Origin of the sequence: Micromonospora yasonensis (assembly GCF_026013475.1) — a bacterium.
Taxonomy (GTDB): Bacteria; Actinomycetota; Actinomycetes; order Mycobacteriales; family Micromonosporaceae; genus Micromonospora; species Micromonospora yasonensis.
On sequence record NZ_JAPDPH010000014.1, the window covers coordinates 19,716 to 44,845 of the forward strand.

Genomic DNA, 25,130 nt, shown 5'->3' on the forward strand with positions numbered 1-25,130 from the left:
TGGTGGGTGTCACGGACCCGCCACGGGCAGTGGCAAAGTGTCCACGCTTGCCATGATCAAGGCACAGTCTGTCCACCCCGGCCCGGGTCACGGGTCGTCGAGTTCGTACACCAGCAGCGCGACGTACAGCGACAGCATCGACTCCGGGTCCTCCAGCGACACCCCGAGCACCTGCGAGATCCGCGAGAGCTGCTGGTAGTACGCCGTACGCGACAGGTGCGCGGCGGTGGCCGCCGCCGACTTGTTCCCGCCCTGCTCGCAGAAGCAGCGCAACAGTTCCACCAGCCGGCTGCCCTGGCTGTCATCGCGCGCCAACAGAGGCCCCAGTTCCCGCTGGGCGAACGCCCGCACGCGCTCGTCCTCACGCAGCAGGTGCAGCAGGCCGCGCAGTCGTACGTCGTCCAACCGGTGGTAGAGCTGGGTGCCGGGGGAGCGGAGCGCGGCACCGGCGACGTGCGCGGCCTCGCCCAGACTGCGCCGTACCTCGGACACGTGCGACACGGTCGTGCCGACCGCCACCACGACTGCACCGGCGGCCGAGCGGTGCACCTCCCTGGCCAGGCGCCGCAGGACCGCGTCCGGGTCCGGCTGCGGCGGCAACGACAACAACGCGCGTACGCTGGTGTCGTCCACCACGCCCACCAGCGCCGGCACGCTCACCCGCCGCGCGGCCAGGGCGGTGGCCTCCGCGAGATCCCGCAACACCTCCTGGGTGGCCAGTGCGGGGGCACGCGGCGCGATGCTCGCCGGCCGGATCGCCACCCCCACCAGTTGCCGCCGCTCCAGCACCACGCCCAACGCGGCCGCCCGTGCGGCCAGGTCAGGAGGGGGCAGCGCCTGGCCGAGCAGCTGCGCGAGCAGCATCCGGTGCGTCTGCCGCTCCAGGCTCTCCCGGTCCCGGGCCACGAGCCGGTGCACCGCCAGCGCCGACGCGGCCCGCTCCGCGACCACCACGTGACGGTGCGGGGGAGGGCCCGGCGAGAGCAGCACCAACCGTCCCCAGTCGGCGCCCTGCGCGCCCACCGTGGTGATCAGCCAACCGGTCTCCTCGTCGTAGGCGGTCCGCTGGGACACCGCCACCGACCGGGACCGCTGCCCCCAGTCGGTCAGCAACTCGATCGGGTCCTGCCCCGCCGCGTCGTACGCGAGCACGTCGTGCCCGAGCGTCTCCAGCACGACCGGCAGCCCGGAGATCCTCGCGACCTCACGCAACACCTCGGCCGGCTCCGCGCCGGCGACCGTGAGCGCGGTGAACGTCTCGTGCACCTGCTCAGCGGCCCGCAGCTCGGCGAGCTGCGCGTCCACGATCAACGCCACGACGGCCTCCGTGACGGACACGAACTGCGTCTCCCGCGCCAGCGTGATCAACGGCAGCCGGTGTCGGTCCGCCGCCGCCGCGAGCGCCTCCGGCACGTGGTCGCTCCACCGCCGGACCAGCTCCACCACGAGTCCCGCCGCGCCGACCGTGGCCAGGTCCTCCACGTACCTCGTCAGGGCCCCCTCGTCGTCCGGCAGCGCGATGCCGGTGGTCAGGACGAGCTCGCCACCGCGCAGCAGCTGGGCGATGTCGGCGACCTCCGCCACGTGCACCCAGCGGACGGGGCCCTGCATGCCGGCGGACCCGGCGACGACGCGGGGCCGGCCGCGCCGGACCACGGGTAACGCGATGGCTTCGGCGACCGTGGGGTACATGGCGGCTCCCCTGCGACGGATGCACACAACGTAGTGCCACCGATGCCGACCCGTACAGGTTGTCGGTGGCGGCGAACGCCGACGTCTCGCGACACTCGGCTCAGGGACGAGATACGGAGGACGCGATGGCGCATCGGGAGCTGCTGCATCGACACCGGTCCGTGCTGCCGAAATGGCTGGCCCTCTACTACGAGGAACCGATCGAGATCGCCAGCGCACACGGCCGCCGGGTGACCGACCGCGAGGGCCGCACGTACCTCGACTTCTTCGGCGGCATCCTCACCAACTCGATCGGCTACGACGTCGCCGAGATCAGCGACGCGGTCCGCGCGCAGGTCGACACCGGCGTGCTGCACTCCTCCACGCTGTACCTGATCGAGTCGCAGGTGGAGCTCGCCGAGAAGATCGCGCAGCTGTCCGGGATCCCGGACGCCAAGGTGTTCTTCACGAACTCGGGTACGGAGGCCAACGAGACGGCGTTGATGCTCGCCACGCAGTACCGCCGCAGTGGGCAGGTGCTCGCGCTGCGCAACTCGTACCACGGCCGCGCGTTCGCCACCGTCGCGATAACCGGCATCCGCGGCTGGTCGGCCAGCGCGCTCAGCCCCGTCCGGGTGAGCTGGGTGCACGGTGGTTACCGGTACCGCAGCCCGTTCAGGGATCTGCCGGACGCCGACTACGTCAAGGCGTGCGTCGCCGACCTGCGGGAGGTGATCGAGACCTCGACCGCCGGAGACGTGGCGTGCATGATCGTCGAGCCGATTCAGGGCGTGGGCGGGTTCGCCTCCCCGCCGGACGGCTTGTTCCGCGAGTTCAAGAAGGTGCTCGACGAGTACGGAATCCTTCTCGTCTCCGACGAGGTCCAGACCGGCTGGGGCCGTACCGGCGAGCACTTCTGGGGCATCCAGGCGCACGGCGTGGTGCCGGACGCGATGACCTTCGCCAAGGGACTCGGCAACGGCCTGGCCATCGGTGGGGTGGTGGCCCGTGCGGAGCTCATGGACAGCCTCCAGGCCAACTCGATCTCCACCTTCGGCGGCAACCCGATCTCGACCGCCGGAGCCCTGGCCACCCTGAACTATCTGCTTGCGCACGACCTCCAGGCGAACGCCGCCAAGCTGGGCAACCGCCTGATCCACGGCCTCCGCGAGGTCGCCGCGACGCATCCGCTGATCGGCGACGTACGCGGCAAGGGCCTGATGGTCGCCCTCGAGACGGTCGGCCCGGCCGGCGAACCCCACCCCACGGCGGCAACCGCGCTGTTGGAGGAGACGCGCAGCCGCGGGCTGCTGGTCGGCAAGGGCGGCCTGTACGGCAACGTCATCCGGCTGGCGCCGCCGATGACCCTCACCGAGGACGAGGCCGAGGAGGCGCTGGGCATCCTGGCGGAGGCGATCGGGGCGGTGTCGGCATGAGGATCACCCACTGGATCGGCGGAAAACAATGGACCGGCATCGCGCAGCGCGCGGGTGAGGTGTACGACCCGGCGACCGGTCAGCTCACCGGCAGGGTCGACTTCGCCAGCGCCTCGGACGTCGACGAGGCGGTCACCGCCGCCCGCGAGGCCTTCTCCCGCTGGCGCCACGCGTCGCTGGCGCAACGCGCGAACGTGATGTTCGCGTTCCGGGAACTGCTCAACGCCCGCAGGTCCGACCTCGCCGAGATCATCACCGCCGAGCACGGGAAGGTGCTCTCCGACGCGGCGGGCGAGATCCAGCGGGCGCTGGAGGCGGTGGAGTTCGCGTGTGGCATCCCGCACCTGCTCAAGGGCGGGTTCAGCGAGAACGCCTCCACCAAGGTGGACGTCTATTCCATCCGCCAACCCCTCGGCGTCGTCGGGGTGATCTCCCCGTTCAACTTCCCGGCGATGGTGCCGCTGTGGTTCGTGCCCAACGCCATCGCCTGCGGCAACACCGTGGTGCTGAAGCCGAGCGAGAAGGACCCGTCCGCCTCGAACTTCCTGGCGGAGCTCTGCGCCGAGGCCGGACTGCCGGACGGCGTGCTCAACGTCGTACACGGCGACAAGGAGGCGGTCGACCGGCTCCTCGAGCATCGGGACGTCAAGGCGATCTCCTTCGTCGGCTCCACGCCGATCGCCCGTTACGTCTACGAGACCGGGACGCGCAACGGCAAGCGGGTGCAGGCCCTCGGCGGCGCGAAGAACCACATGGTCGTACTGCCCGACGCCGACCTCGACCTGGCCGCCGACGCCGCCGTCTCGGCCGGTTTCGGCTCGGCCGGCGAACGCTGCATGGCGATCTCCGTCGTCGTGGCGGTGGACCCGGTCGGCGACGAGCTGGTCAGCAAGATCAGCGACCGGATCGGCGGACTGCACGTCGGTGACGGCCGCCGCCCGGGTTGCGAGATGGGACCACTGGTCACCGGGGCGCACCGCGACAAGGTGCGGTCGTACCTGGACGCCGGCCGGTCGGCGGGCGCCAAGCTGGTGGTCGACGGACGCGGCCACCCGATCGACGGTGCGGACGCCGGCTTCTGGCTCGGGCCGACCCTCTTCGACCACGTCGGGACGGACATGTCCATCTACACGGACGAGATCTTCGGCCCGGTGCTCTCGGTGGTGCGGGTGCCCAGCTATGACGCCGCGGTCGAACTGGTGAACGCCAACCCGTACGGCAACGGCACCGCCATCTTCACCAACGACGGCGGCGCCGCCCGACGGTTCCAGAACGAGATCGAGGTCGGCATGGTCGGCGTCAACGTGGCGATCCCGGTTCCGGTCTCGTACTACTCGTTCGGCGGGTGGAAGGACTCCCTGTTCGGTGACTCGCACGCGTACGGGCCGCACGGAGTGCACTTCTTCACCAGGGCCAAGGTGGTCACCAGCAGGTGGCTCGATCCGTCCCACGGCGGGGTGAATCTCGGCTTCCCACAGAACACCTGACCATCCGAACGGCGCCGGTCGGCGGTACGGCACCGCCTTGCGAACGGGGTCCTGGCGCTGAGGCGCCAGGACCCCGTCACGCATTGCCCTCTTCCGTCACGTGCGACTGCACTTTCCGACGGCGCGAACAAAAGCCGGGTGATCTGGAAGGAAACTTCCGCGCAACAGACTCTTTCTTTGGCGGACATGCAGATATAGAGTCACGCCGAAGACCGCGAACCGGTAAACCCCCTGCCGAGCGGCATCCCCGGCGACACTGAGGCGCAGCTCGGCGCACCCCACACCACCAGAGCGACCGATTATCCCCCGAACGCCGTCTGTCCGGCCGTACCGGCCCACGGCGTCGATCACACCGCTCCCGTTCACACGGTTCCCGACCGCACCGTTCCCGGGCCGTCTCTTCGCGACGGTCCGCCAGTCGGTCATGCCCTTTGCGAGGAGGTTCCATGCGCAGACCTCTCGGCCGTCGCCTCACCGCCTTCGCCGGCGTGCTGGCGCTCGTCGGCGCCACGCTCGCCGGCACGGCGTCCGCGTCCGCCCCCGCGGCCGCGGCACCCGCCCCCGGCAGCGACGGCATCCAGTACCGGGTCCTGGTCTTCACCAAGTCCACGGGCGGCGACCCGGCGGCGACCACCGCCGGCGTCGAAGCCATCAGAGAACTCGGCGACCAGCTGCGGTTCAGCGTCCAGACGACCAACGATGCCCGCAAGTTCGACCTCGCGTACCTGAAGAAGTTCCGCGCGGTCGTCTTCCTCAACACCTCCGGCGACCTGCTCAACGCCGACCAGCAGGCCGCGTTCGAGTCGTACTACCGGGCGGGCGGCGGTTTCGTCGGCATCGGCTCGGCGATCGAGGCCCAGCCCGGCTGGCAGTTCCTGTCCGATGTGCTCGGGACCCGCGCCTCCGGCCGGACCGACGTCCAGCCCGGCACCATCAAGGTCGCCGACCGCGTTCATGACGCGTCGAAGAACCTGCCGGAGTACTGGACCCGCAGCGACGCCTGGTACAACTTCCAGTCCAACGTCCGCGGCAAGAGCCACGTCCTGGCCACCGTCGTCGAGGACACCTTCGCGCAGCAGCCGTGGGGTGGCACCGTCACCGGCATCACGGGCGGCACGATGGGCGCCGACCACCCGGTCACCTGGTGCAAGGACTGGCAGGGCGGCCGGTCGTTCTACACGGCGCTCGGCAACACCGCCGCCGGCTTCGGCGAGACGAACCTGCGCTCCCACCTGGGCGGCGCGATCAAGTGGGCGGCGGGGCAGGCCGACCAGGTCTACTCCGACTGCGGCGCGACCGTGCTCGCCAACTACCAGCAGACCGCCGTCGCGCTCCCGCCGAACACCAACGAGCCGATCGGCTTCGACGTCCTGCCCGACAGCCGGGTCATCCAGACCGACCGCCGCGGCGGCGTTCGCCTGCACGACCCCAAGTCCAACACCACCACCGTGCTGGCCCAGATCCCGGTCTACACGGCCAGCGAGGACGGCCTGTACGGGCCGGGCATCGACGACAACTTCGCGACCAACCACTGGGTCTACCTCTACTACGCCCCGCCGACCGTCAAGGACGTGAAGCTGTCCACCGGTGAGATCGTCACGCAGACGACGCCGGCGGCGAACGCCCCGAACACCGGCGACTCGCCGGCGGTGTGGGACCCCTGGGTCGGTTACTTCCAGCTCTCCCGCTTCAAGTTCGTGGACGCGACGGCGGACACTCCGGCCCACCTCGACGTGGCGTCCGAGCAGGAGATCATGCGCGTGCCGGTCAACCGCGGTGCCTGCTGCCACGTGGCCGGCGACATCGACTTCGACAAGCACGGCAACCTGTGGCTGGTCACCGGCGACGACACGCCGGCCGGCGGCGGCAACTCCGGCGGCTTCGGCCCGTTCAACGACCAGCTCACCACGAGCGGGCAGTACAACGCCCCGTTCGTGGACGCCCGGCGCTCCGCGCAGAACACCAACGACCTGCGCGGCAAGATCCTGCGGATCACGGTCAAGGGCGGCGACATCGCGTCCGGCGAGGCCAACCACTTCGGCGGGGCGTACACCGTCCCGACGGGCAACCTGTTCCCGGTCGGCGCGGAGAAGACCCGCCCGGAGATCTACGCGATGGGCTTCCGGAACCCGTTCCGGATCCAGGTCGACGAGAACGACGTCGCCTACATCACCGACTACTCACCCGACTCGCAGACGCCGCAGAACTTCCGCGGCCCGGCGGGCACCGGCCGGTTGGAGATCGTCCGCAAGCCGGCGAACTACGGGTGGCCGCTGTGCTACAAGACCGACCTGCCCTACTACCGGTGGGACTTCAACACCTCCACCCCACTCGACAACCCGGCCCAGACGTTCGAGTGTGACAACCCGACCCGCGGACCGCAGAACAACTCGCGCTGGAACCTCAACGGCGGACCCAGCGTCGAGCCGGGGCTCGAATACGGCCCGCCGATCACCAACCCGGACATCTGGTACTCGTACACGCCGGAGAACCGGGCCACCAACCCGATCGGTACGCCGTGCCTGGCGTACTACAACGGCTCGGGCGCCACGACCTGCCCGCGGCTGTTCCCGGAGCTGGGCACCGGCGGCGTGGGCCCGCAGGGCTCGGCGAAGTACCACTTCGACCCGAACAACGCGGACCCGACGAAGCTGCCGCCGTACTACGACAACGCGGTCTTCTTCGGCGAGTTCACCCGGGACACGCTGCGCGAGGTCCGGCTCGACTCGCAGAACCGGATCTTCAAGATCAACGACCTGCTGGACTGCGCCGGCCTCAACGCGCGGCGGGTGCCGGACACCAACAAACCGTTCGAGTGCGACAACCCGATGGACATGCAGTTCGACGGGAAGGGACACTTCTACCTCCTCGGCTACGGCGACGGCTTCTTCAACGTCAACAACGACGCCGGCCTGTACCGGTGGGACTACGTCAAGGGCCAGCGCGCGCCGATCCCGGTGCTCGCCGCGTCACCGACCAACGGGTCCGCGCCGCTGACCGTGCAGTTCTCCAGCGCCGGCTCGCGCGACCCCGACCCGAGTGACTCGATCCGGTTCGAGTGGGACTTCACCGGCGACGGCGTCGTCGACTCCACCGACCCCGACCCGCAGTTCACCTACACCACTGCCGGCCAGTACACGGCGCGGCTGACCGTGCTGGACTCCAGCGGCAAGTCCGCGTCCGCGAACACCACCATCACGGTGGGCAACACCGCCCCCAAGGTGACCATCAACACCCCGGTGGAGGGCGGCACGTACGCCTTCGGCGACAGCATCCCGTTCTCGGTGACGGTCACCGACCCGGAGGACGGCACGATCGACTGCAGCCGCGTCGAGGTGACGTTCGTGCTCGGCCACGACACCCACGGGCACGCCGAGCAGACCGTCAACGGCTGCACGGGGGTCCTGCCGACCGACGCCAACGACGTGTCGCACGGCGGTAACGTCTTCGGCGTCATCAGCGCCTCCTACACCGACCTGGGCGGACCGGGCGGGGTGCCGGCGCTGACCACGGTGAGCCAGACCAACGTCCGCCAGAAGCTGCAGGAGGTCGAGTTCGCCGTCGAAGAGTCCGGGACGAACGTCGCCACGACGAACGACCCGGCGGGCGGCAGCCAGCACCGCGGCAGCCTCGGCAGCGGCGACTGGATCGCGCTCAACGGCCCCTTCAACCTGACGAACATCAACTCACTCACCTTCCGGGTGGCGAGCACGTCGACGCAGGTGCCGGCGGGCGGCCCGATGGCCGCGGTGGAAGTCCACCTCGACGCGGTCAACGGACCGATCCTGACCACCGCGGCGCTCACCTCGACCGGCAACACGGCGACCTGGCAGAGCCAGACGTTCCCGATCACGGATCCGGGTGGCCTGCACAAGATCTACCTCGTGTTCCGGTCGGTCACCGGCGGTCAGACCGGCGGCAACCTGTTCAACCTCAACTGGACCGAGTTCGGCGGCCAGGGGGTGAGCGGCCCCTAGCCCCACCGCGGACGGGTGCGCCCGCGCGACCACGCGGGCGCACCCCCGTCCCACCTTCGATCGACTGCTTCCAGAAAGGAACCACGATGGCCTTTGACAGCAGGATCAGCCGGCGGCGACTCATGGCCGGTGCCGGCGCGGCAGCCGCCGCGGCGCTCAGCCCGTTCGGCCCGGCAGCGGTGTTCTCGCCGAGCCTGGCGAGTGCGGCGAACGGGCGGCTCATCCCGGACGGCAAGCTGGGCAACATCACGTACAGCCAGCGCGACGTGCCCACCCGGGTCGGCATCGCGGCCAGCGCCGCGATGGGCGTCTCCCCGACGATGGGCTACCTGGGCGGCCCGACCTTCCCCCAGGACCCGAACGACCTCGGCCCGCTGGTGCCGCTGCCCGGCGGTTGGGTGGAGCTGTTCGAGTTCCTGGCCGGCTGCGGGTTCAAGCAGATCGAGTTCGCCGGCTACGGGCAACACGCCGCGAACCCCGGCGGCGCCGCGCCCAACCCCGCGCCGGGCGGGGTGACCACATCCGAGTCCCGGGCGGCCTACCTGGCCTACGCGCGCACGCTGCGCGGCTTCCTCGACGCGTACGGCCTCCAGGCGATCGGCAACCACGGGTTCGTCCCCAACACGTGGGACGGCCCGAACAGCCCCGGCGGCGCCATGTCGACCGAGGACTACAACCGGCTGCAGACCGAACTGGAGTTCGCGGCGATCCTCGGCATGCCCTACATGGGCACCGGCGGCGACCCGACGAGCGCCAACAACCGCAACATCGAGCCGTGGACGGTCGCGGGGGAGAAGTGGGAGGCGCTGAACCGGATCAGTCTCCAGTCGGGCATTCACATGTACACCCACAACCACTCGCCGGCGTACCACTTCCTGCAGGACGGCCCGCTGGTCACCGTCACCGAGGACCGCGTCACCGGCGCGCCGATCGCACCGACCGTGGTGCGCGCGGAGTCCGGCAAGCGGCTCATGCAGCACTACCTCGACGTCACGGATCCTGAACTGGTCGTCATCGAGATGGACATCTACTGGGCGCACGTCGCGCAGCACCAGTGGCGCTGGCGCTACGACGAAAACGGCCGGCGGGTGGAGGACATCTTCGACCCGACCGCCCAGGTGGCGAAGCAGACGAAGCGCTACGCGCTGTTCCACGCCAAGGACGGTGACGCCACCACACAGCCGGACGGCGTCGGCGACGGCTACACCATGATTCCCTTCGGCGACCCGCGCAGCGACATCAACTTCCAGTCGTTCTTCCGGAACATCGGCGCCAACGGCTACCACAACCCCAACTACGAGCAGGACAACGCCCCGGGCGGCAACGCCGATCCGGGCCGATCGCTGCGCTTCGCGAGGATCAGCGCCGGCAACATGGCCGCACTCCGTGGCTGAGCCGGCTCGCCGCCCCGCTCGCGCGCTGAACGGCGCGAGCGGGGCGGTGCCCCGGGATGGCTCCGATCGACTGTCGCCGGCGCGGTGTTGTCGTTCGCGTGTGATCGGCGCCGGCAGGCTGTCCTGCCGGCAGCGCTCTCAGCCGGCCACGACTGCCTGTGCGGGGGCGTCCCTCGATGCCGGCGGATGACCGCGACAGCACCGACCAGCGTCTGAGGCGGCGTTCGAGCGCCCACGACAGCCGACGGGGTCGCTGGTGGAATACCTACCGGGCGGCAACCTCGGGGCCAGGTCGAGCCGAAGCGCCTCTGCCGGCCAGAGTGCTGACGCGACTGCGTGATGCCGGTCCGCAATCCCGTATCCAGCTGGCCGAGCATCTCGACGTGTCACGTACGGCGATCGCTGCCGAGCTCGATCGGCTCACCGCACTTCGCCTCGTCGAGGAGATCGGGCCAGCAGGATTCCGCGGCGGCCGCTCCGCAACCATAGATATTTCCGGCAGTGTGCGATTCGTTGGCATCGCGATCGGCGCGACCTCGGTGTCTGTCGCGGTGACCGACGGTCGCCTACAGGTGCTTGCGCTGCACCGAACGGAGTGCGACGTACGCCAGGGCCCGGAACCGGTGCTCGACCTCGCGACGAAGCTGAGCCGCAAGCTCCTCCTGGGCTCAGGGGTGGACAAGCCGCTCGGGGTCGGCCTCGGCGTGCCCGGCCCGGTCGACTTCGGTCGCGGGATCGCGGTGTCACCACCGATCATGCCCAAGTGGGACCGTTACCCCGTCCGCGATCGCCTCGCCGGGCAGTTCGACTGCCCGGTGGCGATGGACAACGACGTCAATGTCATGGCCCTGGGTGAGCAGCTGGCAGGGGTAGCCAGCACCGTCGACAACTTCCTGTTCGTCAAGATCGGCACTGGCATCGGTTGTGGCGTCGTGGCGAACGGCCAGCTCTACCGCGGCATGGACGGATGCGCCGGGGACATCGGGCACATCCGAGTCCCTGAATGCGATGTCCCCTGCTTGTGCGGCAACACGGGATGCCTGGAAGCGTCCTTCGGCGGGGCCGCACTGGGCCGCGAAGCTCTCGCCGCAGCCCGGTCGGGTCGCTCACCCCTTCTTCGCGAACTTCTCGAACGCAACGGAACACTGACCGCGGCCGAGGTGGGCCAGGCAGTCAGCGCCGGCGACGCCGCGGCGATGCAGTTGGTGCGCGACGGAGGCCGACGCGTGGGCGAGGTGCTGACCGGCTTGGTGTCGTTCTTCAACCCGAGCCTCATCGTGCTCGGTGGCGGACTGACGAAGCTGGGTCACATCCTGCTCGCCGAGATGCGGAGCGTGATCTATCGCCGCTCGTTGCCCCTCGCCACCAGGAATCTTCCGATCACGATGAGCGACGCGGGCCAACGGGCTGGCGTCATCGGTGCCGCCAGACTCGTGAGCGACCAGGTTTACCGCCTTCCTCGGTGACCGGCTCGGGCGGCGGCAGCGAGTCGGCGAGTTCCGCGATCACCTCGGCGCCCGCAGCGCCGGTATGGGCAGATCAGGCTAGCCCAGGTCGGTCGGCGGGCCGAGGGTTCGGCCGGCGAGCAGCTTCTTCTGCACCTTCCCCATCGCGTTGCGGGGCAGCTGCTCGACCAGGTGGATCTGCCGCGGGCGCTTGTGCGCGGAGATCCTGGCGGCGACGAACTCGATGAGCTGGGCCTCGGTCGCCGCGTCGGCGACCACGTAGGCGACCACCTGTTGCCCGAGGTCGGGGTGAGGCGCGCCGATCACCGCGGCTTCCCGGACCGCGGGGTGGGCGAGCAGCGCGTTTTCCACCTCGCCCGCCCCGATCCGGTACCCGCCGCTCTTGATCATATCGATCGAGGCGCGGCCGATGATCCGGTGCCAGCCGTCGCCGTCGATGGTGGCGATGTCGCCGGTGCGGAACCAGCCGTCCGAGGTGAACGACTCCCGGTTGGCGTCCGGCCGGTTGAGGTATCCACGGAACATCATCGGCCCGCGTATCTGCAGTTCGCCCGGGGACTCGCCGTCGGGCGCGACCGGGCTGCCGTCCTCACCGACCAGCCTGCTCTGCACCCCGGCGAGCCGCGTGCCGACGAACCCGGGCCGCCGCTCGCCGTCCGCGCGGCTGCTGACCGTGATCAGCGTTTCGGTCATCCCGTAGCGCTCCACGGGCGGTTGTCCGGTGAGCTCGGCGAGCTGTTCGAAGACGGGCAGGGGCAGCGGTGCGCTGCCGGAGACCAGCAGCCGGGCCGACGACAGGGCCCGGGCGGCTGACGGGTCGGCGCAGATCCTCGACCAGACGGTCGGCACGCCGAAGTACAGGCTGCCGCCGGCGGCGGCGTACGCGTCGGGCCTGGGCCGGCCGGTGTGTGCCAGCCGGGACCCGACCCGCAGCGCTCCCAGCACACCCAGCACGAGGCCGTGCACGTGGAACAGGGGGAGACCGTGCACCAGCAGATCGTCGGGCGTCCACGACCAGGCGTCGGCGAGGGCGTCCAGGTCGGCGGCGATCGCCTGCCGGGGGATCAGGGCCCCCTTCGGCGCGCCGGTGGTGCCAGAGGTGTAGAGGATCAGCGCGGTGCGCTCCGGCGCGGCTTCGGGATAGCCGGTTGCCGAGCGGGCAGCCAGATCGACGGTGGCGACGGGGACCGGCGCATCCGCCAGCGGGGCGCCGCCCGCGCTGGCCGGGGGGACGAGCAGCAGCGAGGCGCCGGAGTCGCGCAGCACGTAGTCCCGCTCGATCGGGCCCGAATCCGGCGGCACCGGTACGACCGGCACCCCGGCGAGCAGACCGGCCACCACGGCCACCACCGTTTCCATGCTGGCCGTCGCCCAGACCGCCACCGCCTCGCTGCCGGCGATACGGTCGGCGAGGGCCGTGGCGGCGGAGAGCACCGCCTCCCGGGACGCCCGCTGGTCCCCGACGCGGATCGCGTCGGCGTCGTCACCGAACGCCCCGGACAGCGCCGGCAGCAGCGGTGTGCGTCGGGTGGCCATCGATCCACCTCCGGACTGATCGGCGCCGGTCACTGTCGTGAGGCGGCGGGTGTTCGGATGCGAAAGCTACCGGCAGAGCCGCGCCTCGTCTACAGACGACAAGCGTCCGGAGTGATCGTCGTGTCGACCACCCTGCGGTGGCTGGGGGACGGCAGTTCACCCGGTGGCCGGCCTGGAGAGTCGGATGGCGAGGTACTGCGCCAGCGGCAGGCAGGCGAGTACCCACAGGCCGGCAGCCGGTGAGGCGATCGCGGCCAGGGCCGCGACGGCAAAGGTCACCGAGAGGGCGACGGGCGGCGCCAGCGCCCGGGAGGTCAGCGGACTCGACGGTGCACGAAGGTCGGGGTGGCGGACGACCCACCAGACCTGAGCGAGCGCGAGGAGGCTGATGACCAGCATGTTGCACAGATAGAGGACCGCGGAGTCGGTACGCAGGCGCGTCTCGACGAAGAGCCGCGCGGTGGGAAACGGCAGGAAGACCACCGCCATCAGCCACATCGTGTTGAGGATGAGCAGGGACTCGTCGTAATCGACGAGTTGTTCGTAGAGGTGCCGATGCGTTCGCCAGAACAAGGCGATGACCAGGAATGACACCGCGAAGGAGAGGACATCCCCGACATGCTCGGCGAACAGTTGCGCCACCGACTTCCGGGCCGTGCTCTGATCGGCGAAGTCGACCAGCGGAAGCACCAGCAGGGTCAGGGCGATCGCCACGCCCGCGTCGGTGAACGCGGTTGTCCGCTGCAGCGTACGCTCACGGCGCCGGTGGAGGTCGGGACGTTGCCCTGGGCCGGCGCCGGCTGGTTCCTCGCTCATGCCCTGATTCTGACGAATCGGACACCCTTCGGTTCGGCCGTTTCGCGTCGTGTCTCCCAGGTCGAGGATGCGCGATCATCGCCTCGCCGGTGCGGGCGGAGCCCCACCGACGAGGCGATGACCACGAGATGAGCGGCCTGGCGGACGCCTACTGCGCGGCGACCGTGATCGTCGCCTGGCGGTAGTTGTTACGGGTGTCGTTGCTCGCCGGGTCGTAGTTCTGCTCGATGTTGCCGGCGCTGTCGACCGAGAACCAGCGGAACGTCGTCGTCTCGGTCACGTGGAACACCTGCCCGGGCTCACGGAACTCGGTCGCTTGGTAGCGCGGCGACTCGAGGGTGGGCCGGCTGCCGTCCGTGGTGTAGTAGATGGTGGCCGGCTCGCTCGTCTCGAAGCGTACGTCGACGGGCCCGGCGTACTTCCCGCCACCGGGGACGAGCGAGGACGTCGGCTTCTTGTTGTCCTTGCCCCACTCCGCCGCGATCCGGAACATCTCCATGATCCCGTTGGCGTACTCCATCGTCTCGGAGTGGCCGCTGACGAGGTCCGGCGTCCCCACCCACGGCGGCTGGAACGAGCCGCCCTGCCAGGTGCCGGTGGCCGGGTTGTAGACCGAGCCGCCGACCTCCCAGCCGAAGGCGTAGATCCCGTAGTTGTGGTACAGGTCCTCGCGCACGTTGCCCGCCGAGGAGTAGAGGACGTCCGACGAACCGCCGACGTTCTCCGGCGTGACGACGGTCTGCCGGTGCGCCTTCACCTGAGACAGGATCCGGGAGGCCGACTGCCAGTAGAACGCCTCGTCACCCAGCGGCGGCCGCGGCGTGGTGATCCGCCCGTCCGCGATGTAGGCGCCCGGCTGCCAGAACAGCTGGCCGCCGTTGGAGTGCACCGACATCATGAACTTGATGTTCCGGTACTTCTCGACCAGCCAGATGATGTTCTTCGACTCGGGCTCGGACAGCTTCTCCGGCCCCTGGTAGGTGTCGCTGACGCAGCTGGTCGACCCGCCCGCGTAGCCGTCGTGGCCCGACCCGACCCGGTAGTTCCGGTTCAGGTCGACGCCCCAGGAGTTGCGCCGGGCCGGATCGGCGTTGTCGTCCGCGCAGTGGTTCGTCATGTTCCGGCGCTGCGAGGCGAAGTTGTAGAAGCTGTAGTTCGCCCCGTCGGGGTTGTTCGACAGGATGAGGAAGACGTCGGTGTTGTCGACGATCTTCTTCGTCTCCCAGTCCGACTTGTAGTTGTGCACCAGGCGCTCGGCCGCCTCCAGCGACGTCGTCGCCGGCACCCACTCACGGGCGTGGTCCTGCGCCTGGATCAGCACGCCCGGGTTCCGGCCGTCGCGGTGCTTGCCGATCCGCAGGACGGGGATCGTGGCCGGGCCGCGTGGCACGTCGCCCTCCGGTGCGCCGGCGCGCTTCTGGTCGAGGAAGTCGGTCAGCGCGACCGGACCGGACGTCGGCGCGACGATGCCGGTGCCCGCGTTGGTGCGATACGGGTGCGCCCGGTCGATCAGGCCCTGGGACTGGGTCCGCAGCGCCGTCGCCACCTGGGCGGCCGTACTCGCGAGCCCACCGGAGGCGTCCTTGGCGAGGAGGACGCGGACCGCCTTGCCCGCCACCTCGACCGCGAGCGGAAGGTTGGTCCCCGGCCGGTCCACGAACTCGACGGTGACGTCGTTGCCACCCTCGTGGCCCCACGCCGCCGAGCTGGCGACCACCGCGGCCTGCCCGGTGCCGCCGATCGTGGCCTGTGCCTTGCGCTGGTAGCCGTTGGTCTTGTTCGGCAGGTAGACGATCTCGGCAATGTCCGGGTACTGGCGGGCGATCTCCTCGGCGCGGCGGTAGAGCTGCTGCGGGTGCCGGTAGCCGTCGACGAAGTCCCACTTGTAGGCCGGGTTCGCCGTCAGCGGCGGGGCGCCGTCCTCCAGCCAGTTGGAGACGTAGCCGGTGCCGACGCCGCCGGTCGAGCTCGTGACCCGGATCTGGTTCGGGCGTGCGTCGAGCTTGAACAGGTTCCGGTGGAACATGTACTGACCGGAGTCGACGAACCGGCTCATCGTCCGGGCGGAGCCGAACGACGTGCCCGCGCCCGAGTCGTTCTCGAGCTGCATCGTGACGATCGGGTTCGTCTGCTGTCCTTCGGTGGTCCGCGCCTCGACGTAGAGGAAACCCTGGCCCTTCGTGGTGAACCAGTCGGCGCGGACGATCCGTACCGTCGCCTCGTGGCTGAGCGGCTGGACCGCCTGCGCGCGGCGGGCCGGGCTGACGGGGTCGGCCTCGTCGCTCCATGCGAAGCCCTCGTCGTCGCCGAGGATTTCGACGCCCATCGCCTCGAGTTCGGCGATCTGGCCGGCGGTCAGCACCGCCTCGGCTTCGATGCCGGTCGGCACGCGCCTGAGGCCGTGCTCGAGGTCGAAGCCGGCGGCGACGACCTTGTCCAGCATGTCGGCGCCGCTCAGCTGGATGCGTACGAGGCGTACCTGGTCCGGGCTCTCGAGCTGGGATCGCCCTGAGCCCACCGGTGCTGTCGAGTCCGCGGGATCCGCGCCCGCCGGAGCGGTCGCCATGAGGACGCTCCCCACCAGGGCGGGCAGCGCGAGAAGCGCGATGCGCAGTTGTCTGCGTCGCATTCTTCCCTCCTTTCGTTGGCGGCGTGTGGTTGAGGTGATGGCGGCCCTTGGGTGGGTCGAGCGAGTCCATTCAGGACGATGGCACCGAGCTCGCGATCGGTGCGCCTGGGTACGACGATGGCCGCCGTCGTGAGAGGGATCGGAAGGGCCGTGAGCGAGCCGGCTGCGGTGAGCGTATGTGCGTTATCGGCATCGGTGGATCGCGTGCACCGGATTTGAGCATTACTTGAGGCACCGCGCGACGCTCGGCCGACCCCACCTCGGCGCGCATGTGGAGCGCCTTCGGTGGCGTTTCCTCAACCGGACACCTTCCAGAAGGTGACGCGCTTTCGCCTGTTCCGGACGCTGTCGGGTCGGAGGTCCTCGGACCGCGTACCGCCTCCTCGGCGGCGGCGTGGATCGAGAGGAACAGGATGTCAGCACGCAACAGACGCCCGTGGGCGCAGGCGACGATCGCGATGACCGTGCTCGCGGCGACGGTGAGCGCCGCGCCCGCGAGCGCATCGGCCCCGGCGACAGGTAAGCCCCCGACCAAGCAGGACATCACCGGACAGCACGTCATCCAGCACCGGTTGACGCTGGTCACCGGGGACGTCGTTACCCTGACGGCCCGGCCCGGCGACGACCACCCGGCGATCAGGCTCGACCCGACCGGGCCGTCCCGCGGGACCGCGGAGATCACCCACACCGACCAGGCGACGTACGTCGTACCGCTCGCGGCCAACGAGGCCGTCACGAGCAACGCCGTGGACCTGGCACTCTTCGACGTCGAGGGTCTCGTCGACAGCGGCTACGACGACGCGAGGACCGCCTGGTGGCGCAGGCGGGTTCGCAGGCCACCCCTGCCTTCGCCCTCTACGGCGAGGACGGCGGGGCGCTGGCCCGCCTCGCCGCGTCCCGCGACGTCACCACCGGAGTGAGCGTCTTCTGGAAGCGCCGCGCCGGCAGCTACTACTGGGTGACCAGCGAGGTGCCGACCCGGCTCGGGGCGGTGCAGGAGCAGTGGGTGACCGCCGACCCGAAGCTGCAGGTGCAGAGCGCCGTCGCCCTCGGCGACACCGGGTTCCTCAACTACGAGCAGACCTGGCGCACGTACCAGCCCGGGAGCCACCGCACGGTGGACTGGTTCAAGGTCGTCAACAACCCGAGGATCGACTCGAGCCAGTCGGCGTGGTTCGAGCAGGGCTTCCAGAGCTGGAACAACCAGGCGACCCTGACCCTCGCGGCCCGCCCGTTCGCCGACGGCGATCCCACCCACACCGAGTTCGCCGACTACCGCGACACCTACTCGATGAAGCTCACCCGTGACGGCACCGAGATCGGGCAGGGCAGTTACTGGTACAGCTTCTTCCGGATCCCGAGCGGCAACGCGAAGTACGAGGCCGTGCTCGAGGCCTCTCGATCACTGCCCGGATGGGGCTTCGCGACGCGGTCGACCACGACGTGGAGCTTCGCGGCCGGCGGCAGCACCGCGGCCCACGCGCCGATCTCGATGCCGCAGGTCACCTACGACGTCGACGCCGGTCTGGACAACCGGGTCAAGCCCCGGGTCCCGCAGACGATGACCGTCAACGCCCGGCCCTGGCTGGCCGGCGGCGCGGACGTCGTCGACGTCAAGGTGTGGGCCTCGTACGACGACGGCAGGACGTGGACGGCGCTCACGCTGACGCCGACCGGCACGGCCGGTACGTACGGGGCCGCCTTTACGACGCCGACGGTGGCCGACTCGTCGGGCTACGTGAGCCTGCGGGCCACCGCGACCGACGCCAACGGCCACCGGGTCGAGCAGACCGTCGAAAGGGCGTTCGGCATCGAGCGATGACAGCCTGACAACCCACGCCGCCGATCCACCGCCCGGGCGAGGGGCCCGGTCCCACCGGACCGGGCCCCTCGCCCACATCCCGATCAGGATCGCGCCGGCCAGGTCGCCCGCCACCTGCTGACATAATGCGTCTCGGCCGTCACCAGGCGATCGGCGTTCGCTTCGCGTGCCTGGTCCGGCCGGGAAGCGTGAGGAGGCGGGCAGGTGGCGTCGATGGAGTCCATTTCCGCCGGCGTCGAGGCCAGTCGACGCGGCTGGGTCTGATCCGGACCCGGCGCGGTCATGCACCCTCGCGCCGTTCCGCTAGCCATGGATGGTGGCGGGCTGTGCCGGGCCGGGTGCGGCGACGTCCTCGGCTCGCAGGGCGTGCCCGACCGCGACGGCCCGGTCGCCCGGACGTGGCGTGACCAGACTGACCAGCACGGTGACGACCAGGTTGATCGCCATGGCGATCAGGCCGGGCTCCCAGTCGGGCAGGTGGGTCGCCCAGAAGGTCTTCGCGAACGGGGCGAGCAGCGCGATGAACCCGGTCGTGATGCCGGCCAGGACGCCGATGGCGGTCACCCGCCGCCACAGGAAGGCGAGGAAGACCGCGGGCGCGAGCATCCCGATCGCCGAGTACGCGTAGAGCAGGATGTCGACCAGCGACTCGCTGCGCCCGAGGGTCAACCACACCGCGATGGCGGCGAAGCCGATCATCGAGACCCTGGACAGCAGCAGGGCCGTACGCTCGTTGAGGTTCTTGTGCAGCGGCGCCACGACGTTGCGGGTGAACACGGAGCCGGAGGTCAGCAGCAGGACCGAGCCGGGGGCAAGGGCGAGCAGGAAGCCGGTGCCGGCGACGAGGCCGATCACCCACGCCGGGTACCGGTCGGTGACGAACTGCAGCAGGGCCGCGTTGAGGTTGCCGTCCGCCGGTTTGGTGCCGGCCAGGAGTGCGGCGAAGCCCAGCAGGATGATGAAGAAGTAGGCGAGCGAGTACAGCGGCTGCCAGACCGCGTTGCGGCGGATCGCCTGGCCACTCTTCGCGGCGTAGGACATCTGGAACAGGTGCGGAAACACCCAGTTGCCCAGGGCCACGTTCATCGCCGAGGTCATCAGCCAGACCGGTCCCGTGGGTGACGTGGGGTCGACGCCGGGCAGCTTGCCGATGCCAGGGTGGGCCTGCTCGGCGAGTTTGAACACGTCGAACATGGACGCCGCGCCGACCTTCGCCGCCACCGTCGCGGACAGCAGCACGACGACGAGGACCATCAGGATGTCCTTGACCGCCGCGGCGAAGGCGGCGGAGCGCAGGCCGGCCAGGTAGACGAAGGCGAGCATCACCACCGCCGCGATGATCACCGCTGCCGTCGCCGACATGGTACGGCCCAGTGCCAGCTGCACGATCAGACTGAGGCTGACCAGCTGAATCTGCACGTACACGACGAGGGCCGCGATGCCGACGACACCGGCGACCACACCGAGCCACGGGGCGTCGAACCGGGCCGCGAAGAAGTCGCCCTGCGTGATCAGCCCGTGCTTCCGGCCGGCCCGCCAGATCTTGGGCATCAGCCAGTAGCCGAGCGCGTAGCTCAGGGACACGGAGCAGAAGGCCAGGTACGCCGGCGCGCCGAGCGCCCACGCGTAGCCGGAGATGCCGAGCACCGCGAAGGTGGTGTACACCTCGCCGGCGTTGATGAACCAGAAGACCAACGTGCTGAGCCGTCGGCCGCCGACGGCCCATTCGGTGACGTTGGCGGCGCGGGCGGCCCGCCGGCCGTACCCGACGGCGCCGACCACCGTGCTCAGCACGATCACCAGCACGATCGCGAGGGTCATGCCCGCTCACCCACTCTCGGCTCGGTCGCCGTGGCGAACTGCCGCTCCTCGTCGTCGACCCCGGCGGCCCGGTCGAGGCGGAACACCAGGCCGATGATGATCGTCGTGGCGACGATCCCGAGCATCTGCCAGAGCATCGGGAACGGGATGTGCATCGGCGCCAGCTTGACGTCGTTGACGACGGGCACGAGGGCGACCTGCCAGATGAACGGGATCACGAGCAGCCACCGGTGGACCGTGGATCGACGCGCCGGGGCTTGCTCGGGGGGATCGAGCGATGCCATGACTCTCCTGAAAGTCCGAGCGGCGGTTCGGCCGCCGTCAGCCGCCTGTGCAGCGCTACTGCACGATGAGCCGCGACGCTAGGCCCACCCGGTGGCCTCGTCAAGACCCGCGGATTTCCTAAGTTCCCTGGTTGACGCCACGTCGCGGGGCGCTTACGGTCCAGTGCCAGGCATGCAGTGAGCCTGCATGTGCGGGCCGCGAGACGGGGAAGGGGCGCACGGGTGATCGGCGACCGGTTGCACGAGCTGCGTACCGCGCGCGGCCTGAGCCTGCGCACCCTGGCCGCCGAGGCGGGCGTGTCCGCGACGCTGCTCAGCCAGATCGAGCGGGGCGTGACCGAGCCCAGTCTGGCGACCCTGCGCCGGCTCGCCACGGTGTTCGGCGAGTCGGTCGCCTCGCTCTTCGCCGATCCCGCACCCCTGTCGGTCTGGATCAGCCGGCCGGGGGAGCGGATGACCCTCGGGGCCCCCAACGGGCAGATCCGGTACGAGCGGCTCACCCCCGGCAACGGCCAGCTCGAGGTGCTGCACGCGACCCTCGCCCCCGGCGAGGTCTCCAGCGAGGAGTCGTGGAGCCACCCGTCCCTGGAATGCGCGTTCGTGGTGGCGGGCACGCTGACCGTCGAGGTCGACCGGGCGACGTACACCGTCGCCGCCGGCGAGAGCATCACCCTCGATTCCCGCCAGCCACACCGGTACCGCAACACCTCGGACACCACCACCGAGATCGTGCTGGCCATCAACCCGCCGACGCCCTGAGCCGCGGCACAGCGAGAGGGGAAGCCACATGGCCGACAACGAGCCGGACACCGGGCCCGACGGGGACATGGAGCTCTATGACCTGCGGGTCCGCGTGGACCGGATCGAGGGCCGCTCGGTGTGCGGCATGCAGGTCGGCGACTGGTTCGAGGTCACCAACAGCGCCCACCTTCGGCTGCCCGAGGGCCGCCACTTCTGCGTGTACGCGCTGGCGTCGGTGCTGCCGTTCCTCGCCGCCAAACAGCGGGACCTCGCCGCCGGCGACTGGCTGGCCCAGGATTCGTTGTTCGCCTGTCCGGATCCGGAGGAGCGGTTGATCATGCGGGTGGAGCGCGCCTGCCGGCGCCGGATGAACTCCGCCGACCTGACCTGACAGTGGAGCCGAGGAGTGAAGTGAGCGCAGCAGAGGTCGGCCTGGGCCTGCAGAGCGACAAGCGGGCCGGCGACTACGCACGATTGGCGCGCAGCGCGGAGCGGGCCGGCTTCGACGTGCTGACCGTGTTCAGTGACCTGATGTACCAGCCGCCGATCTTCCCGCTGCTGGAGATGGCCGCCGCGACCGGGCGCGTCCGGCTCGGCGCGGCCTGTCTCAACCCCTACTCGATGGCGCCCTACGAGATCGCCGGCCAGGTCGCCGCGCTCGACCTGGCCTCGCACGGGCGCGCGTACCTCGGGCTCGCGCGCGGCACCTGGCTGGGTGCCGTCGGCATCGACCAGGCCCGGCCGCTGGCCACGCTCGAGGAGGCCGCGCAGGTCGTCTACCGGCTGCTGCGCGGCGACACCGGCGGCTTCGCCGGGCAGGTGTTCCGCCTCGCGCCGGACACCGTCCTGCGCTACCCGGTCCACCGCCCCGATCCGCCACTGCTGATCGGCGCCTGGGGCCCGAAAGGCGCCGCGCTCGCCGGCCGGATCGCCGACGAGATCAAGGTCGGTGGGAGCGCCAACCCCGCCATGGTCCCCGTCATCCGCGACCGGGTACGGGTCGGCGCCGAGCGGGTCGGCCGGCGCGTCGACGACGTCGGGATCGTGTTCGGCGCGGTCACCGTCGTCGATCGCGACGGCCCGGCCGCCCGGTCCAGGGCGCGCACCGAGGTCGCCATGTACCTCGCGGTCGTCGCCGACCTGGACCCCACGGTCGAGCTTCCGAACGACCTGTTGGGCCGGGTGAAAGCCCTCGTCGACGCCGGCGACCACGAGGCGGCCGGCCGCCTCGTACCCGACGACGTGCTCGACCTGTTCGCCTTCTCCGGCACCCCCGAGCAGGTGGCCGCCCAGGCGCAGGCCCTTATCGACGCCGGGGTGCGCCGGGTCGAGTTCGGCACCCCGCACGGGCTCGAGGACCAACGCGGGGTGGACCTGCTCGGCAGCGCGGTGCTGCCCATGCTCCGTCGCTAGCCACCGCTGCCGCGGTGGCTGCCCGGCAGGAGGCCGGCTAACCGGCGATCACCCCGCACTCCATCCCGCGCGGTCGTCGCGAACCACCCGGCCGCCCTTCATGATCCAGCGCACCCCACGGAACGCCGAGGTGTCCCGGGACGGGTCGGCGTCCATGACGATCATGTCGGCGTACCGGCCGGGCTCTACCGTGCCGAGGTCGGCCTCGGCGCCCAGCCACCGGGCCGGGCCGAGGGTGCCGGCGTACAGGGCGCGGGCCGGGCCGATGCCGGCCTCGGACATGTACTCCAGCTCCCGGACCGAGGCGCTGGTGCCTTCGAAGCTCCAGAACGGGGGCATGTCGCTGCCGAGCAGCACCTCCACCCCGGCCTTCACCGCCATGACATAGCTCTCCAGATGGCGCGGGCCGGCATCGAGCGATCGCTGCTGCATCCAGTCCGGGACGCCCAGCTCGTCGAAGAACTCCTTGCATCGGGTGACCAGCAGGGTGGGCACGAGTGCGGTGCCCCGCTCGGCCATGTCGGCGGCGATTTCGGGGGTCAGTTGGTAGCCGTGTTCCACGCAGTCCAGACCGAGCCGTACCGCTTCGCCGATGACGGATGCCGGTCCGGCATGCGCGGTGACTCGCCGGCCCCACGCGTGCGCCGTCTCGATCACCGCGGTCATCTCGTCGGCGAACAGTTGCGGCGTGTGGATGGCCTCGTGCTCGCCGGCGATGCCGCCGGAGATCATCACCTTGATCAGGTCGGCACCCGCCCTGATCTGGCTGCGTACCCCGCGGCGGAACCCGTCCGCGCCGTCGCACTCCAGGGTGTCGCCGCCCTCATGGCCGTGTCCGCCGGTGCACACCAGGGCTCGGCCGGCGGTGAAGATGCGCGGCCCGAGCACCCGCCCCGCCTGGATCGCGCGGCGTAGCGCGAAGTCGGCATGGTCCTTCTCGGCGACGCAGCGGACCGTGGTCACTCCGCTGAGCAAGGTGCGCCGGGCTCCGTCGGCCATGTAGAGGGCCAGCTCGTGCGCGTTCATGCTCTTCACCTCGTCCCCGCCCTGACCGGGCAGGGACAGCGACAGGTGGGTGTGCATGTTCACCAACCCGGGGGTGAGGTAGCCGCCGGCCAGGTCGATGAGTGACGCGTCCCCGTGGTCGCGTGCCATCGGGATCACCTTTGAGGCCGGGCCCACCGCAGCGATGCGGTCACCCTTGACCAAGACCGCGGCGTCGCTCAGCGGCGCGGCTCCGTCGGCGGCTCGGCCGTCGACGACGGTGCAGTTGACCAGTACGGCGGAGCCCGGTGACCCGTGGTCCATGTCCGCACCCCTCAGCGTCGTGTGGCCGTCGAACCCGCGTACGCGTCGAACCCCCCACCCACATTCGCCTCCGAGCGCAAAATGTGGGAACGTTTGCGCAGCGGGCGCGGAAGCAGCATAGCCAGCGGCACCGAGGCGCGCCATAGCCGTGGAATCATGGCGCGGTGCCGGGAGAGGACGGCGTGGTGGTGGACCTTCGCCAGGTCGCGGCGGTGAGCGGGGTTTCCCTCAGCACGGCCTCCCGGGCGTTGTCCGGGTCGGGGCGGGTCAGCGACACCACCCGGCAACGGGTCCGCCGGGTCGCCGAGGACCTCGGCTATCGCCCCAACGCCCTCGCCCGCGGCCTACGCACGAGCCACTCGCGGCTGGTGGGCCTGGTCGTCACCAACCTGGTGAACGCGTCGTTCCACACCATCGCCGAGGTCGTGCACAACCGGCTGAAGGTCGCCGGGTACCACCTGGTCCTGTGCATCACGGGAGGCGACGCCGAGGAGGAGCGGGCGTACGTGGAGACGCTGCGCGACCACAACGTCGACGGCGTCATGGTGGTGGGATCCGATCCCGCCGCCATCGAGCAGTTGCGGCGCACCGGCATCCCCACCGTCCATCTCGCCCGGCAGCCTCGGAACCCCGCCGGAGACTGCGTGCTGGGAGCCGACCTCGAAGGCGCTCGTGAGGCCACCCGCCACCTGCTGGGCCTCTCCCATCGGCGGATCGCCCTGGTGGCCGGTCCATCGACGGTGACCTCGGGCTACGAACGGTTCGCCGGCTACCGGCTCGCCCTCGACGAGGCCGGCGTGCCCTGCCGGGACGAGCTGATCTTTCAGGGGCCACTGGAGCCGGCCTCGGGCGCGGAGGCCGTCGCGCGACTGCTCGCCCTTCCCGGGCGACGGCGGCCCACCGCCGTGCTGGTGACCAACCACGAGGCGGCCTTCGGGCTGCTGCCGGCGCTGCGCGAGCGCCGGGTACGGATTCCCGACGACCTGAGCGTGCTCTGCTACGAGGACGCGGATCTGCTGCGGTGGTGGGACCCGGCGATCACGGTGATGAACAACAACGCCGCCCGGATGGGTGAGCTCGCGGTGAACATCCTGCTCGAACGGATCGCCGCGAAGGCGGACGCCGACGCCGCCGCGTGGACCGAGTACCGGGTCGGCGCGCAGCTGGTGGTCCGCGATTCCTGCGTCGTCGCCAAATCGTGACGTCCCGGCCGGCGAGAGGGCTCTTGACAGCGGCTCCGGCGGTGGCGCAAGTTGTGGAAACGTTTGCTCACGGCGGCCCGGACACCCGCCCGGCAATCCTTCTGTAGTCCGGCCCTTTGGAGGCCCG

Annotated in this window: 18 protein-coding genes; 11 read left to right on the top strand and 7 right to left on the bottom strand. The window is 70.4% G+C overall.

Going from position 1 to position 25,130, the window contains the following annotated elements; genetic code table 11:
* Positions 1 to 87: 87 nt before the first annotated feature.
* Entirely contained in the window at positions 88 to 1,692 is a 1,605-nt protein-coding gene (locus ONA70_RS05420; protein ID WP_265005217.1) for a PucR family transcriptional regulator, read from the bottom strand.
* A 125-nt stretch (positions 1,693 to 1,817) separates the two neighbouring features.
* Here ONA70_RS05420 and ONA70_RS05425 point away from each other — a divergent pair, with 125 nt between their 5' ends.
* The 5 genes from ONA70_RS05425 to ONA70_RS05445 all read left to right on the top strand — a co-directional run bounded on the left by ONA70_RS05425 (position 1,818) and on the right by ONA70_RS05445 (position 11,431).
* Positions 1,818 to 3,107 (top strand): aspartate aminotransferase family protein, encoded by a 1,290-nt coding sequence (locus ONA70_RS05425; protein WP_265005218.1) that lies wholly within the window; start codon positions 1,818 to 1,820, stop codon positions 3,105 to 3,107.
* Positions 3,104 to 4,594, top strand: a complete 1,491-nt coding sequence (locus ONA70_RS05430; RefSeq protein WP_265005219.1) for a CoA-acylating methylmalonate-semialdehyde dehydrogenase — start codon at positions 3,104 to 3,106, stop codon at positions 4,592 to 4,594. Before ONA70_RS05425 ends, ONA70_RS05430 begins: the two co-directional genes overlap by 4 nt.
* A 446-nt stretch (positions 4,595 to 5,040) precedes the next feature.
* The gene (locus ONA70_RS05435) at positions 5,041 to 8,571 is read left to right on the top strand and encodes a ThuA domain-containing protein (protein WP_265005220.1); all 3,531 of its coding nucleotides are present in this window, start codon (positions 5,041 to 5,043) and stop codon (positions 8,569 to 8,571) included.
* Between the two features lie 86 nt (positions 8,572 to 8,657).
* On the top strand, positions 8,658 to 9,965 hold the full coding sequence (locus ONA70_RS05440) for a sugar phosphate isomerase/epimerase family protein (RefSeq protein WP_265005221.1): 1,308 nt from the start codon (positions 8,658 to 8,660) through the stop codon (positions 9,963 to 9,965).
* A gap of 320 nt (positions 9,966 to 10,285) precedes the next feature.
* Positions 10,286 to 11,431: an ROK family protein gene (locus ONA70_RS05445; protein WP_265005222.1), complete on the top strand. Its 1,146-nt coding sequence runs from the start codon at positions 10,286 to 10,288 to the stop codon at positions 11,429 to 11,431.
* A gap of 78 nt (positions 11,432 to 11,509) precedes the next feature.
* Here ONA70_RS05445 and ONA70_RS05450 read toward each other — a convergent pair whose 3' ends face one another.
* The 3 genes from ONA70_RS05450 to ONA70_RS05460 form a co-directional block, all read right to left on the bottom strand.
* Positions 11,510 to 12,967, bottom strand: coding sequence for an acyl-CoA synthetase (locus ONA70_RS05450; RefSeq protein WP_265005223.1), 1,458 nt, complete (start codon positions 12,965 to 12,967; stop codon positions 11,510 to 11,512).
* Positions 12,968 to 13,123: 156 nt separating this feature from the next.
* Entirely contained in the window at positions 13,124 to 13,783 is a 660-nt protein-coding gene (locus ONA70_RS05455; protein ID WP_265005224.1) for a TMEM175 family protein, read from the bottom strand.
* A gap of 148 nt (positions 13,784 to 13,931) precedes the next feature.
* Positions 13,932 to 16,412: a M14 family metallopeptidase gene (locus tag ONA70_RS05460; protein ID WP_265005225.1), complete on the bottom strand. Its 2,481-nt coding sequence runs from the start codon at positions 16,410 to 16,412 to the stop codon at positions 13,932 to 13,934.
* A gap of 413 nt (positions 16,413 to 16,825) precedes the next feature.
* Here ONA70_RS05460 and ONA70_RS05465 point away from each other — a divergent pair, with 413 nt between their 5' ends.
* Together ONA70_RS05465 and ONA70_RS05470 are read left to right on the top strand one after the other, a co-directional pair.
* Positions 16,826 to 17,332, top strand: coding sequence for a hypothetical protein (locus ONA70_RS05465; protein ID WP_265005226.1), 507 nt, complete (start codon positions 16,826 to 16,828; stop codon positions 17,330 to 17,332).
* Entirely contained in the window at positions 17,227 to 18,234 is a 1,008-nt protein-coding gene (locus ONA70_RS05470; RefSeq protein ID WP_265005227.1) for a hypothetical protein, read from the top strand. Before ONA70_RS05465 ends, ONA70_RS05470 begins: the two co-directional genes overlap by 106 nt.
* Positions 18,235 to 18,537: 303 nt before the next feature.
* Here ONA70_RS05470 and ONA70_RS05475 read toward each other — a convergent pair whose 3' ends face one another.
* Positions 18,538 to 20,055 (bottom strand): sodium:solute symporter family protein, encoded by a 1,518-nt coding sequence (locus tag ONA70_RS05475; RefSeq protein ID WP_265005228.1) that lies wholly within the window; start codon positions 20,053 to 20,055, stop codon positions 18,538 to 18,540.
* Positions 20,052 to 20,339 carry a DUF3311 domain-containing protein gene (locus ONA70_RS05480; protein WP_265005229.1) on the bottom strand — a complete coding sequence of 96 codons (288 nt, stop codon included), beginning with the start codon at positions 20,337 to 20,339 and terminating at the stop codon, positions 20,052 to 20,054. Before ONA70_RS05480 ends, ONA70_RS05475 begins: the two co-directional genes overlap by 4 nt.
* 222 nt (positions 20,340 to 20,561) lie before the next feature.
* Here ONA70_RS05480 and ONA70_RS05485 point away from each other — a divergent pair, with 222 nt between their 5' ends.
* From ONA70_RS05485 to ONA70_RS05495, 3 genes are read left to right on the top strand one after another with little or no spacing between them, the layout of a single operon-like run.
* Positions 20,562 to 21,098 carry a cupin domain-containing protein gene (locus tag ONA70_RS05485; RefSeq protein WP_265005230.1) on the top strand — a complete coding sequence of 179 codons (537 nt, stop codon included), beginning with the start codon at positions 20,562 to 20,564 and terminating at the stop codon, positions 21,096 to 21,098.
* Positions 21,099 to 21,126: 28 nt separating this feature from the next.
* Positions 21,127 to 21,471: a TIGR04076 family protein gene (locus ONA70_RS05490; RefSeq protein WP_265005231.1), complete on the top strand. Its 345-nt coding sequence runs from the start codon at positions 21,127 to 21,129 to the stop codon at positions 21,469 to 21,471.
* Positions 21,472 to 21,491: 20 nt separating this feature from the next.
* Positions 21,492 to 22,493 (top strand): LLM class flavin-dependent oxidoreductase, encoded by a 1,002-nt coding sequence (locus ONA70_RS05495; protein WP_265005232.1) that lies wholly within the window; start codon positions 21,492 to 21,494, stop codon positions 22,491 to 22,493.
* Between the two features lie 48 nt (positions 22,494 to 22,541).
* Here the strand turns inward: ONA70_RS05495 and ONA70_RS05500 are convergent, their stop codons facing one another.
* Complete coding sequence (locus tag ONA70_RS05500) at positions 22,542 to 23,801, bottom strand: amidohydrolase family protein (protein WP_265005233.1); 1,260 nt, start codon at positions 23,799 to 23,801, stop codon at positions 22,542 to 22,544.
* 164 nt (positions 23,802 to 23,965) lie between these two features.
* Here ONA70_RS05500 and ONA70_RS05505 point away from each other — a divergent pair, with 164 nt between their 5' ends.
* Entirely contained in the window at positions 23,966 to 25,003 is a 1,038-nt protein-coding gene (locus ONA70_RS05505) for a LacI family DNA-binding transcriptional regulator (protein ID WP_265005234.1), read from the top strand.
* The last annotated feature ends 127 nt before the right edge of the window (positions 25,004 to 25,130 follow it).